The sequence below is a fragment of the Cyanobium usitatum str. Tous genome (genome assembly GCF_003011885.1).
Classification (GTDB): Bacteria; Cyanobacteriota; Cyanobacteriia; order PCC-6307; family Cyanobiaceae; genus Cyanobium_A; species Cyanobium_A usitatum.
Map to the genome: position 1 here is coordinate 118,228 of NZ_PXXO01000002.1, position 12,366 is coordinate 130,593.

13 protein-coding genes are annotated in these 12,366 nt (G+C 62.4%); 7 read left to right on the plus strand and 6 right to left on the minus strand.

The annotated features are described in order from the left end of the window. Positions 1–13 precede the first annotated feature (13 nt). Positions 14–286 (minus strand): NAD(P)H dehydrogenase assembly family protein, encoded by a 273-nt coding sequence (locus C7K55_RS02500; protein ID WP_315856763.1) that lies wholly within the window; start codon positions 284–286, stop codon positions 14–16. A 77-nt stretch (positions 287–363) separates the two neighbouring features. On the opposite strand from C7K55_RS02500, the gene C7K55_RS02505 reads away from it, so the two are divergent. The 4 genes from C7K55_RS02505 to C7K55_RS02520 are packed head-to-tail and all read left to right on the plus strand — an operon-like array spanning position 364 to position 5,107. After that, on the plus strand, positions 364–939 hold the full coding sequence (locus C7K55_RS02505) for a biotin transporter BioY (protein ID WP_106501831.1): 576 nt from the start codon (positions 364–366) through the stop codon (positions 937–939). Continuing rightward, entirely contained in the window at positions 936–1,403 is a 468-nt protein-coding gene (lspA, locus tag C7K55_RS02510; RefSeq protein WP_106501832.1) for a signal peptidase II, read from the plus strand. Before C7K55_RS02505 ends, lspA begins: the two co-directional genes overlap by 4 nt. After that, complete coding sequence (locus C7K55_RS02515) at positions 1,384–3,549, plus strand: transglycosylase domain-containing protein (RefSeq protein ID WP_106501833.1); 2,166 nt, start codon at positions 1,384–1,386, stop codon at positions 3,547–3,549. Before lspA ends, C7K55_RS02515 begins: the two co-directional genes overlap by 20 nt. Before the next feature lie 10 nt (positions 3,550–3,559). After that, positions 3,560–5,107 carry a DUF697 domain-containing protein gene (locus C7K55_RS02520; protein WP_396094812.1) on the plus strand — a complete coding sequence of 516 codons (1,548 nt, stop codon included), beginning with the start codon at positions 3,560–3,562 and terminating at the stop codon, positions 5,105–5,107. A gap of 182 nt (positions 5,108–5,289) precedes the next feature. Here the strand turns inward: C7K55_RS02520 and C7K55_RS02530 are convergent, their stop codons facing one another. After that, a complete protein-coding gene (locus C7K55_RS02530; RefSeq protein ID WP_106501834.1) occupies positions 5,290–6,705 on the minus strand; it encodes a pyridoxal phosphate-dependent decarboxylase family protein in 1,416 nt (471 codons plus the stop codon). A 94-nt stretch (positions 6,706–6,799) separates the two neighbouring features. Here C7K55_RS02530 and C7K55_RS02535 point away from each other — a divergent pair, with 94 nt between their 5' ends. Continuing rightward, positions 6,800–7,288: a nucleoside deaminase gene (locus C7K55_RS02535; RefSeq protein ID WP_106501835.1), complete on the plus strand. Its 489-nt coding sequence runs from the start codon at positions 6,800–6,802 to the stop codon at positions 7,286–7,288. On the opposite strand, the gene C7K55_RS02540 is transcribed toward C7K55_RS02535, so the two are convergent. Together C7K55_RS02540 and C7K55_RS02545 are read right to left on the minus strand one after the other, a co-directional pair. Beyond that, a complete protein-coding gene (locus C7K55_RS02540) occupies positions 7,251–8,444 on the minus strand; it encodes a pyridoxal-phosphate-dependent aminotransferase family protein (protein ID WP_106501836.1) in 1,194 nt (397 codons plus the stop codon). The two genes, C7K55_RS02535 and C7K55_RS02540, sit on opposite strands and share 38 nt — an antisense overlap. Positions 8,445–8,491: 47 nt before the next feature. Next, the gene (locus C7K55_RS02545) at positions 8,492–9,010 is read right to left on the minus strand and encodes a globin family protein (protein WP_106501977.1); all 519 of its coding nucleotides are present in this window, start codon (positions 9,008–9,010) and stop codon (positions 8,492–8,494) included. A 208-nt stretch (positions 9,011–9,218) separates the two neighbouring features. On the opposite strand from C7K55_RS02545, the gene glnA reads away from it, so the two are divergent. After that, entirely contained in the window at positions 9,219–10,637 is a 1,419-nt protein-coding gene (gene glnA / locus C7K55_RS02550; protein WP_106501837.1) for a type I glutamate--ammonia ligase, read from the plus strand. Here glnA and C7K55_RS02555 read toward each other — a convergent pair. After that, positions 10,625–10,879: a hypothetical protein gene (locus tag C7K55_RS02555; protein ID WP_127431960.1), complete on the minus strand. Its 255-nt coding sequence runs from the start codon at positions 10,877–10,879 to the stop codon at positions 10,625–10,627. The two genes, glnA and C7K55_RS02555, sit on opposite strands and share 13 nt — an antisense overlap. A 139-nt stretch (positions 10,880–11,018) precedes the next feature. On the opposite strand from C7K55_RS02555, the gene C7K55_RS02560 reads away from it, so the two are divergent. Next, positions 11,019–12,077 (plus strand): class I SAM-dependent methyltransferase, encoded by a 1,059-nt coding sequence (locus tag C7K55_RS02560; RefSeq protein ID WP_106501839.1) that lies wholly within the window; start codon positions 11,019–11,021, stop codon positions 12,075–12,077. Here the strand turns inward: C7K55_RS02560 and C7K55_RS02565 are convergent. Then, a complete protein-coding gene (locus C7K55_RS02565; protein WP_106501840.1) occupies positions 12,074–12,343 on the minus strand; it encodes a hypothetical protein in 270 nt (89 codons plus the stop codon). The genes C7K55_RS02560 and C7K55_RS02565 overlap by 4 nt on opposite strands. Positions 12,344–12,366 lie beyond the last annotated feature (23 nt).

Genomic DNA, 12,366 nt, shown 5'->3' on the forward strand with positions numbered 1-12,366 from the left:
GCCCAGTGCCTGATTAAGGCGCGGCAGCTTGTAGTTGGTCAGCTTCCAGCAAAAAGGTGCCGCGACGAAAGCGAACTGCCAGTTGATTGCGCGCCTTAATGGCCAGCACCTGACCCTGCTCATCGCTGTCCACCAGGTCTGGCGGACGCAACATCGGCATGGGATCAGCTGTTTTTAGATAGTTGGGACGGCCCTTCAGCTGCACCGCATCGCCCACGGCAAAAGGCAGTGGCTCCACGGCAAAAGGCAGTGGCTCCAACGACTCGGCTCCTAGTGGCACGTCCATAGCTTCCCTTGATATCTAGAAGTTAGCGGCCCCATTCGCGCGACCCCCCAAAATGGAGGCAGAAACGATGTGATCAGTTGAGGGCCCTAGCCACCTGGAGCGGCGCAATCGCCGGTCTGCTGCTGATCTTGGTAGGCGGGCTGATTCAGGCCGCCGCCCCGATTCCGACCGCCAGCGGCGGCTGGAACCTCACAACCCTGCCCATCACCCTGCAGGTGCCGGCCCTGCTGCTAACCGCCCTGGTCTGCGGCCCCCGCAGCGGCATGCTCGCAGCAGTTGCTTACCTGAGCCTGGGCCTGTTCCAGCTGCCTGTGTTTCAGGGCGGGGGCGGTGCCGCCTACCTGTTGGATCCTGGCTTTGGTTATCTGGCTGGCTTCATCCCGGCGGCCTGGCTCACCGGCAAGCTCGTGCGCCAGCAGGGAATGGACGACCTGCTTGGTTTATTTGGCGCCGCAGTAGTCGGGCTGGGCGTCCTGCAGGTCTGCGGCATAGCCAACCTGTTGCTGGGAGCACTGGCTGGCCGCTGGGGACCAAATCTTGGAATCCTGCTGTTCAGCTACAGCCTGGCGCCCTTGATACCCCAGTTGCTCCTTTGCTGCGCCGTAGCCCTGATGGCCCTGCTGCTGCGCCGTCTGCTGCTGGTGGAGTCATGAGTCGGCTGCGCAACCTGGCCTACACCAGCGCTGCCTTGGTGTTGCTGCTTGACCAGCTCAGCAAGGCTCTAGCCGTTGCCAATCTGCCGCTAGGAAGCAGTTCAACTTTTCTGCCGGGGCTCCTTTCACTGCAGCTTGTCCGCAACACCGGAGCTGCCTTCAGCCTGTTCAGTGGCAACCCCCAGTTACTCGGCCTGGTGAGCCTTCTGGTCTCCATTGGTGTGGCTGTCTGGATTCAGAGGCAGGGTCAGTTGACCCTCACCCGGAGCCTTGGGATAGGGCTGCTGCTGGGGGGAGCGCTCGGCAACGGGCTCGATCGCTGGCGTCTTGGCTATGTGGTGGATTTTTTAGCCCTGGTGCCGGTTTCCTTCCCGGTGTTCAACCTGGCCGATGTGGCCATCAACCTGGCGGTGCTTTGCTTCGCCATTGAGCTGCTGGGTAACCATGGCCAAGCCAGCGTTTGAAGCCCTAGGACGCCGTTGGCAGCGGTTCAGCCAGCCCGGGCAAGCCCAACTCCAGGTTCACCTACCGGGCCAAGCCTCGCGCCTGGTGCCCCTGCATCCGGGCATCTACCGCATCGGGCGAGACAAAGACTGCCATATTTGCGTTGACCATCCGGCGGTCAGCCGCCAGCACGCCCTGCTGGAGCGGCGCGGATCCCACTGGATGCTAAGCGACGACAGCTCAACCAACGGCCTCTGGTGGCAGGGCAGGCGGATGCAGCAGTTGTTGCTTCGCGACGGCGACAGCCTGCGCTTCGGCCCCAGCCAGGAGGCGGGACTGCCTGAGCTCGATTTTCAGATCCGTCCCCTGCCCCAGCTGCAAAGGTTGCTGCGGGCAACGAGCCTGATGCTTGCGGCGGCGGCCCTAGGCGGCCTGGGCCTACAGGTCATCTCCGGCCTCCAGGTGCCCATACGCGGCAGCCTCGCCACGGTGAGAGGGCCGCTGGTCCTCTACGACCGGCAGGGCAAAGCAATCGCAACAGCCCAGGCTAAAGAGCATCGGGAGCTCAAAGCCTTGCAGGGCTATCCCCGGGTGTTGATCGATGCCCTGCTTGCCAGTGAGGACAGCCGCTTCTGGTGGCATCCCGGCGTCGACCCGGTTGGTACGGGCCGAGCCCTTGTTACCAACGTGCTCGGAGGACGGGTACTGGAGGGGGGCAGCACTCTCACCCAGCAATTGGCCCGCAGTTTGTACCCCGATCAGGTGGGTCAAGGTGAAACCCTGGGCCGTAAGTGGCGTGAGCTGCTGGTGGCGCTACAGCTTGAGGCCCGGTTCAGCAAGCGGGATTTGCTACTGAGCTACCTCAACCGGGTTTATCTAGGAGTGGGCTGGGGTTTTGAGGATGCCTCCCGCCACTATTTCGGTAAGCCCGCCAGCGACCTGAAGCTTGAGGAGGCTGCCCTACTGGTGGGCCTGCTTCCCTCGCCCAATGGTTACGACCCCTGCTTCGATCCCCAGGCGGCCCTGAGCTCCCGCAATGCCGTGCTCAGCAAGATGGGCGATACGGGTCGCATCAGTGCCGATCAGGCCCGCAGCGGCCGCCGTAGCCCAATCCGGCTTTCGCCCCAGGCCTGCCGCAGCAGCACCTCCCTACGCGGAGTCCCCTTTTATTCAGATCAGGTGGGCCGCGACCTCGATCAGCTGGTGGGGGCAGAGGTGGCGGCCGAGGGCAACTTCCTGATCGATACCTATTTGGATCGCCACCTGCAGGAGCAGGTGGAACGGTTGCTGCGCCAACGACTTAGCGAAAGCAAGTCGCTGGGGGTGGGGGAAGGGGCCGTGGTGGTGCTCGACTCGCGCACCGGCGGCATCCTTGCCCTTGCCGGCGGTCGCGACTACCGCCAGAGCCAGTTCAATCGAGCCACGATGGCCCTGCGCCAGCCAGGCAGCACCTTCAAGCTGATTCCCTACTTGGTCGCTCTCGAGCGGGGCGGCAAGCCCAGTGATCCAATCAGCTGCTCGCCATTGCGCTGGCGCGGTCAGAGCTTTAGCAGCGGTTGTGGTGGCAATTTGAGCCTGGTATCCGCCTTCGCCATCAGTAGCAACACGGCAGCGCTGCGTCTGGCCCAGCGGGTAGGTCTTGATGCAATGGTGCAGAAAGCCCGTGATCTTGGCTTCACCAGCCCCCTAGCGGCTGTACCCGGATTGGCCCTCGGCCAGAGCGAGGTAACCCTGCTGGAACTCACAGCTGCCTACGCGGCAATCGCCAACGGTGGCGTTTGGCATTCCCCCAGCACAATTCGGCGCCTTACCGATGGAGAGGCATGTAGCGGCCAGTCATCAAACCAGTGCCGCCAGGCCAACGTCCCTTCAACATCCCAGGCGGGACGCCGGGTAAGCAGCGAGGCGACTGCCCGCGCCATGCAGCAGTTGCTTCGAGCCGTGGTGCAGCGGGGTACGGGCCAGATGGCCAGTCTTGGCGGTCAGGAGGGTGGCAAAACCGGCACAACCAATGACAGCCGCGATTTGCTCTTTGTGGGCTATGAACCCCAGCGCCATTGGGTGGTGGGTATCTGGTTGGGTAATGACGACAACAGCCCCAGTCGCGCCAGCAGCGCCTTGGCTGCAGGACTGTGGAGCGAGATCATCCGAGCAGCCAGATCCTGATGCCTGAGTTGTGAGCACTCGCACCCGCCTGTGGATGATCGCCGGCCTGGCTGTGCTGGCCCTGATCGCCGTTGGCGCCTTGCTGCAGGGGGTCAACAACCTCTACTGGCAACTGAGTTGGTATCTGCCGAGCTGGATCGTTCAGCCGCTGTTTGCCCTTATTTTCGCTGGCTTCGTGTTGCTGCTAGTGCAACTGGCCTGGCCGTGGTTGCGGACCATTACCGGCAAGGCCAGCCCTGGAGCGGCCTCCAGCTTGCCGCCGCCGGGTAACCGCCGGGAAGCGGCTGCCCAAAACCTGGCCGCCATCGATCAAACCCTCGATCGGGTGCGCGATGCGGTGGAGCGGGAAGCCCTGCGTCAAGAGCGGGAGCGCATGCAGGCCGAGCTGGAACGGGGCGATCTCGTGATTGTGCTTTTTGGTACGGGGTCTGCAGGCAAGACCTCTCTGATCCGGGCCCTGCTGCAGGAGCTGGTGGGCAAGGTGGGAGCTGCCATGGGATCCACCAGCGAAACCCAGCGCTATCGCCTGCGGCTGCGCAGCCTGCAGCGAGCCGTGGTTTTAGTTGACACGCCCGGCATCCTCGAAGCAGGTGCTGCTGGCCTTGAGAGGGAGCGGCTCGCCCGCGACCAGGCCAGCAAGGCGGACCTGCTCCTGCTCGTGGTGGACGGCGACCTGCGCGCCGCCGAGCTTGAGGTTTTTGAAGCCCTGGCTGGTCTGGGAAAGCGTCTGATGCTGGTGCTCAACAAGTGCGATCTGCGCGGCGAGCAGGAGGAGGCGCGCTTGCTGCAGCTACTGCGCCAACGCAGCCGCGACCACATTGCGGCCGAAGACGTGATCCCTGCAAGCGCGGCACCCCAGAGCGTGCCTATGCCAGGGGGGCGACCTTTGCAGCCAGCTGCCGAGGTCGATGCCCTGTTACGCCGCATCGCGGCCGTGCTCCACGCCGATGGGGAAGAACTGATTGCCGACAACCTGCTGTTGCAGTGCCGGCGGCTCAGTGAGGCGAGCCGCTCCCTGCTGACCAGGCAGCGACGCAGCGACTGCGAGGTAATCGTTGATCGCTACATGTGGATAGGAGCCGGGGTGCTTGCCGTCACACCCCTACCTGGTCTGGACCTGCTCGGTGCCGCAGCTGTAAACGCCCAGATGGTGGTGGAGATAGCCCGTATTTATGGCATCAGCATGAGTCGCCAGAGTGCCCAAGATCTGGCCCTTTCCGTTGGACGCACCATGGCTGGCCTAGGGCTGGTGAAGGGGGGCGTCAGCTTGCTTAGTGCGGCCCTAAGTCTGAACGTACCTGCTCTGGTCGTAAGCCGTGCCATTCAGGCGGTCAGCGCTGCCTGGCTCACCCGGGTTGCGGGGCTGAGCTTCATCACCTACTTCGAGCGAGACCAGGACTGGGGCGACGGCGGTGTGCAGGAGGTTGTGCAGCAGCAATACGACCTCAGCCGACGCGACGGGGCCATGAGTCGCTTCCTTAAGGCCGCCTTCAGCCGGGTGGTGCAACCGCTGCAGGCAAAGCAGCGGAGTTTGCCGCCAAGGCCTGGGTCCGACTGACTGGCAGCTCGCCCATGGCCTCCGGTGGTGGTGGCTGCAGTGGCCCCCGGCTATCAAGCACCACGATCATCGCTAAATAAAGAACGCCGATTAACACCGAAATAGCGCCAGTCACGATCGCGACCCAGCGGCCGCGGCCTGAGGTCGTCACAGCAGGGGGTTCACGCAAGGGGGGAGGGGTATCAGGATTGTTCATCGAGGCTGGCATGCACAACCCTGGCGAGGTTCTCGAGGTGGGCTGGCTTGGTGTGGGGGTTACCAAGCACGGCCTTGAGATGGTGGCGCCCGGCGTAGTGAGGGCGCGAAAGCATCAGCTGCTCCTGGAGCAGGCGCTGACGGGTGCGATCGCTCCAGGCCTGGCTGCCGGCGGCATCAAGTTGCTTGGGGGTGAAGGCAAGCAGATGGAAGGAGCCACCGACCAGCTGCAGCCGCTCGTTGGGTGTCAGCAGGGCCTGAAGCTGGCGGCGACGCTGAATAGCCCCATCGAGCACCGCTTCGATGCCCACTAGGCCAAGCTGCCGCAAACCGAGCCAAAGCTTGAGAATCTCGGCGGGGCGGGTGCCCTGCAGGCCACTTTCACCGCCGTGGCTGCCGCCCCAGCTCGGCTCCATGTAGGGCAGTCCGGTATGAAACGCCTCCACCAGTTCCTGGGGGCGGGCCAGCAACAGCAAGGAGGACGTTTTGGTGATTCCCAGCAGTTTCTGGGGATTGATCGTGATCGAATCGGCTTGCTCCAGGCCAGCAACCCGATGGCGGTGGGCAGGCACCAGGCCGAACACAGCCCCGATAGCGCCATCCACATGCAGCCACAGGCCCCGCCGCTGGCAAATCCCAGCTATCGCACTGAGGGGGTCGACTGCCCCCCGAACAGTGGTGCCAGCGGTGGCAACTACCGCGATTACTGGCAGCCCAGCCCGCTCGAGTTGATCAAGCTCCACCTCCAAAGCGGTCGGATCTAGTCGGCCCTGGCTATCTACTGGCACCGGCCGCAGGGCCTCAGGCGGTAAGCCCATCACCGCCAGTGCTTTAGCGAGGGAGACATGGGCATCAATGCTTGCCACCACCACTGCCCGGCCGTCTATGGCCAGACCCCGCTGGCGTCTCGCCGCCACCAGAGCCATCAAGTTGGAAAGGGTGCCGCCGCTGGCGGCCACACCGCCACTACCCGCAGGCAGGCCTAGCTGCTCAGCCAGCCAGGCCGTGAGGCTGCGCTCTAGGCGGCTCAAGCTGGGGGACAATTCCTCAGCCAACATGTTGTTGTTAAGGCCGGCGCAGATCAAATCTGCAGCCACCGAGGCCGGCAGGGGCGGTGGGTCGAGATGGGCAAGGGCACCGGGGTGGTTGGGATTGAAGGCCCCATCCATCACCAGCTGCAGATCGGCCAGCAGCATCTCCGGAGCCAACCCGTGATCTTCCGGCTCCACCGGTGGCAAAACGCTCAAGCCTGGCAGTGGCGAGCGTTCGGCAGCGCTACCAAGCCATACACAGAGCTGCCGTGAAGCCTGCTCTAAAAAATCCTGCAGCCTGGGGTCTAGCTGCTCCGGACTGGCGAAGGGCAGGGGCTGGCTGGCCCGCGGGGCAGGGGGGGCGCTAGCCAACGAAAACCGATCGGATCAAGCCATTCTCACTTGTGGAGGTGGGCTACAAGTGGGTTTGTGCTGCGGGCAGCAAGCAGTGGATCCTTCCCAACTCATGGGCCCACCAGGTCCCCAGCTGCAGCGCCAGTGGATGCAACTGCTGCTGCGCCACGCAGAACGGGCCGGAAACCAGGGCGAAATTCCCGTGGCCGCTGTGGTGCTCGATGAAGGGGGACGCTGCATCGGCTGGGGCAGCAATCGGCGCGAGCAAAACAGCGATCCCCTTGGACACGCCGAACTGGTGGCCCTTGGCCAGGCGGCCCGCTTGCGCGGCGACTGGCGATTTAATGGCTGCTCCTTGCTGGTGAGCCTGGAACCTTGTCCCATGTGTGCCGGTGCCTTGGTCCAAGCCCGCATGGGAACGGTCATTTTTGGCGCTAGGGATCCGAAGAGGGGCGCCCTCGGCAGTTGCCTTGACTTAGCCAGCAATCCCAGTGCCCATCACCACATGACCGTGATCGGAGGGGTTTTGGGCGAAGAGGCCAGCGGTCTGCTGGCGAGCTGGTTTAGGCGGCGACGGCAGCAGGGGCAACTGCGGGCCTGAAGGCCGGCAGCTCGGTTTCAAACAGGTTGAGCAGTAGGTCGACGTTTTCAGGCTGGCTGTTGTAACCCATCAAGCCGATCCGCCAAACCTTGCCCGCCAGCGCTCCCAAGCCTCCACCTACCTCAATGCCATGTTTGGTGAGCAGGTGCTGGGAGAAGGCTTTGCCGTCAACTCCTGCGGGGATGCGCACCGTGGTGAGGGTGGGTAGGCGCAGTGCTGCCGGGGCATGAAGCTCGAGTCCTAGGGCTTCGAGACCAGCCCATAGGAGCTCGGAATTGCTGCGGTGACGGGCCCAGGCTGCCTCCAGCCCCTCCTCGGCCAGCAGGCGCAGGGCTTCGCGCATGCCGAAATTCATATTGACTGGCGCCGTGTGGTGGTACACCCGATCGCTGCCCCAGTACTGATTCAGCAGGGTGACGTCCAGGTACCAGTTGGGGACCTTGCCGGCCCGGGCCATCATTTTTGCTTCGGCTCGCGGCCCCATGGTGAAGGGACCCAATCCAGGAGGACAGCTGAGGCCCTTCTGGCTGCAGCTGTAGGCCAGATCTACCTTCCATTCATCGAGGTAGAGGGGCACCGCACCAAGGGAAGTGACGGTATCAAGCAAGAGCAGGCAGTCGTGCTGACGGCAGAGATCGCCTATGCCCTCCATGGGCTGGCAGATACCAGTCGATGTTTCGGCGTGGACGATGGCCAGAATTTTGGGCCGATGGGTGGCTACGGCGTTCTCGAGTTCAGCAAGGCTGAAGGCTTCCCCCCAGGGCTTCTCAATCGTCACAACATTGGCCCGGTAGCGACCGGCCATGTCGGCCAGACGTAGGCCGAAATAGCCCTTGACGGCCACCAAAACGGTGTCTCCAGGCTCAATCGTGTTGGCCAGGCTGGCTTCCATGGCCGCACTGCCGGTGCCGCTCATTGGAATGGTGAGCCGGTTGTCGGTCTGCCAGGCGTAGCGAAGCAGCTCCTGCACCTCACTCATCAGCTCGACGTAGAGGGGGTCGAGGTGACCAATCGGCATTCGGGCCAGGGCCTGAAGCACGGTGGGATGGGCATTGGAGGGGCCAGGACCTAGCAGCAGACGATCTGGCGTGGCTATTGGGGCCAGCGTGCGGCGATGGGCTGAATTAACTGGTGGCAGCACGGGCAGGGGAACCAAGGCCAGGATGGAGAGGGTAAATCGAGCCTAAGGAGCAATTCTGGGGCCTAGCGGGCCCGCAGATTGGTGGCACCAAGACCACGGCAGAGATGGTCAAAGGGGGCCCGAACCACTATCGCGGATGCCACACCGGACTCGAGCAGCATCTCGCAGACCACATCAGCCATCAAGGCAATGCTGCGCACGGTGGGGCCGGTCGGCACGCCAAGACTCTTGTAGGTGTCGTCGAGACCATTCAGCACCCGCTCGTTGAGGATCGATGCGTCGTCGGCGATCAGGGCATAGCTGACGTAACGCAGGAAGTAATCCATGTCCCGCAGGCAAGCCGAAAGGCGCCTTGTGGTGTAAGCGTTGCCACCGGGCAGGATCAGCTCGGGATCAGCAAGCCAGAGACGCTGGGCCGCCTCGCGCACGATGGTGGCAGCCTCTCGGTTGATCAGCTCCACCGCAGCCAGGCGCACGCTGGATTCGGAGTAGTAAGTGCTGATGCGGTCGATCGCATCGCGGTCTAAATAGCGGCCGAGCTGGTCATAACGGCCAATTAGACCAGTGATGGCATCGCGCATGGCGGAATCAAATCGACGCACCTGCATCGAAAACTAGCACTCACATTCCGCCAAACCCCAGGCCAGTGGTGGGTTCTGGGGAAGTTGACAGAAACGGTTACGCAATCCTCGCCTTCAGTTTGGTTACAGGCGATACCAATTAGCTTCTGGACGATCCGTACGGTCCGGCGACGCCGCATCCGGTCGGCACCCATTCTTCTTGTTCGTAATGGCCCAAACAGCCCAGGACGTACTCCGTCAGATCCATGAGGACGGAATCGAGCTGATCGACCTCAAGTTTGTCGACTTGCATGGCAAGTGGCAGCACCTGACGGTCTGCCGCGACCTGATCGACGAGGCCTCCTTCAGCGATGGCGTTGCCTTTGATGGCTCCTCGATTCGGGGCTGGAAGGCGATCAACGAATCGGACATGGCGATGGTGCCGGACCCCAACACCGCCTGGATCGATCCCTTTTACAGCCACAAAACCCTGAGCCTGATCTGCTCGATCCAGGAGCCCCGCAGTGGCAAGCCCTATGGCCGTTGCCCCCGGGCCTTGGCCCAGAAAGCCCTCAACTATCTCGGTTCCACCGGCATCGCCGATACCGCCTACTTCGGGCCGGAACCTGAATTCTTTGTCTTCGACGACGTCCGCTACAGCTCAGGCAGTGGCAGCAGCTTCTACAGCGTCGATTCAGTTGAAGCTCCTTGGAATAGCTCGCGCCTCGAGGAGGGCGGCAACCTTGCCTACAAGATTCAGTTGAAGGAGGGCTACTTCCCGGTCGCCCCCAACGACACCCTTCAAGACATGCGCACGGAGATGTTGCTCACCATGGGCAGCCTGGGCGTGCCGATCGAGAAGCAGCACCACGAGGTGGCAACAGCCCAGCATGAGCTGGGTATCAAGTTTGCCGAGCTGATCAGCGCAGCCGACAACGTGATGATCTACAAATACGTAGTGCGCAACGTTGCCCGCAAGTACGGCAAGACGGCCACCTTCATGCCCAAACCCGTGTTCGCCGATAACGGCAGTGGCATGCACGTGCACCAAAGCCTCTGGAGAGGTGGCAACCCCCTGTTTTTCGGCGAAGGCACCTACGCCAACCTTTCCCAGACTGCCCGTTGGTACATCGGAGGGCTGCTGAAGCACGCCCCCAGTTTCCTTGCCTTCACCAATCCCACCACCAACAGCTACAAGCGATTGGTGCCAGGCTTCGAGGCTCCGGTGAACCTGGTTTATTCCCAGGGCAATCGTTCCGCCGCGGTTCGCATTCCGCTCACGGGGCCGAGCCCCAAGGCCAAGCGCCTGGAATTCCGCTCCGGCGATGCCCTGTCCAACCCCTACCTCGGCTTCGCGGCAATGTTGATGGCAGGCATCGATGGCATCAAGAACCAAATCGACCCGGGCGATGGCACCGATGTTGATCTGTTCGAGCTCTCGCCTGAGGAATTGGCCCGCATCTCCACTGTGCCGGCCTCACTCAATGGTGCCCTTGAGGCCCTCGATGCAGACAAGGATTACCTGCTAGCTGGTGGCGTCTTCACCGAAGACTTCATCAACAACTGGATAACCCTTAAATACGAGGAAGTGCAGCAGCTACGCCAGCGGCCCCACCCCCACGAGTTCGTGATGTACTACGCCGCCTGATTAGGCACCGGCGGGCAATAGCGCAGGTGGGCGATAGCGCTTGCCTGCATTTGCTTTTCGCGGGCCTGGCGCCTAGCCCAGGCCTGGAGCTGATGCAGGGCGTCCCCGGCGGGGTTGGGATCGTGATGCTTGGTTATCTGGGCCAGTTCGGCTCCATGGAGGCGGTTGTCGCGGGCGTGCAACAGGCTCCAGGTTTGAAATTCAGGATCGGCATGCTGGCTCTGCAGGCTGGCAATGGTCATGGCGTGCTCCCCTCTCTCTGGATCCAGTCCGCAGCTATTTTGGTAGCGGTTGCTACTAAACAGCCAGAGCTTCACAGCTCTTCAGCAATCGCGGTGTCAGTTGAAATTCGCTGAAATAGACCCAAGCAATTGCCTAGCCATGCCCGATCAGCTCACCAAGTTGGCCTACCAAACCATGCAGCAGGGCAGGGCGCTGCTTGGGGTCACCCATAAGGAGGTGAGCACCAGGCTTATGGGGTTGCTTGCTCCAGATGGCACCCCCAAAACCGTGCCAATACCGCCTGAGTTGCTGGCCAGCCTCAGGCAGGCCATGGATTCATTACACGAGCGCGACTGGCAGGAAGCAGAACAGGGCCTTTACCCCCCATCCCTGCTGTTCGATGCCCCCTGGCTTGATTGGGCGAGTCGGTATCCAATGGTGTGGCTAGATATGCCCAGCACCTGGTCCCGCCGCCGGGAGCGCAATGTGCGCGATTTACCTAGCAGTGTTGATCTAGATAATTACCCCGACTATTACCTTCAAAATTTTCATCACCAGACTGACGGCTACCTAAGCGACCACTCCGCGGCGCTCTACGACCTGCAGGTGGAAATTCTGTTTAATGGCACTGCCGACCCAATGCGGCGGCGGATGCTTGCACCCTTGCTGAGGGGTATCAAAGCCTTCGCGGATCGGCCAGCCGGCCAGGTGCGCGTGCTCGACCTTGCCACCGGCACCGGTCGCACCCTGCGTCAGATCAGGGCCGCTTTACCCAAAGCCCAGCTGGTGGGATTGGATCTTTCCAGTGCCTACCTGCGCCAGGCCAATAAATGGCTTAGTCAGCTGCCCGGAGAACTTCCCCAGCTAACCCAAGGCAACGCTGAGGCACTGCCCTTTGCCGACGCAAGCTTTCAAGCCGTCACCTGCGTTTTTCTGTTCCACGAGTTGCCAGGGGAGGCACGTCAGAACGTGATTAATCAGGCCTACCGGGTTTTGGAGCCTGGAGGGGTTGTGGTCATTGCCGACTCCGTACAACTGGCTGATTCACCCCAATTCAGTGCCGTAATGGAGAACTTCCGGCGGGTTTTCCATGAGCCCTATTACCGCGATTACATCTCAGATGACATCGGAGCTCGTCTTGCCCAGCCTGGCTTTGAGGGCATTACGGCCCAAAGCCATTTCATGACTCGGGTCTGGACGGCCCGCAAACCTCGCTAACGCTTCAGAATCCAGGCCAGGAGCAGACCGGCGGTGGCCCAGCGCAGCCCACGCCAAAACAGCACCTCCTGCCGGTAAGGGGGGGCTAGCTGCTCGGGCAGGGGATCAAGCAATCTCTGGGTTAGCTCAAGGCGCTGGCGTTGCCGCCGCTGATTGACCCCGGAGCTTTTAGCTGTCAAAGATGCCTGGGTGAGCAACCCATCCAGCAGGTGCAGTAGGCGAATTGGTTGGCGCACCGAGTGGTGGCCCAATGGTCGCGTCGGCATGGCCTGCTCCCAACGAGGCGTTA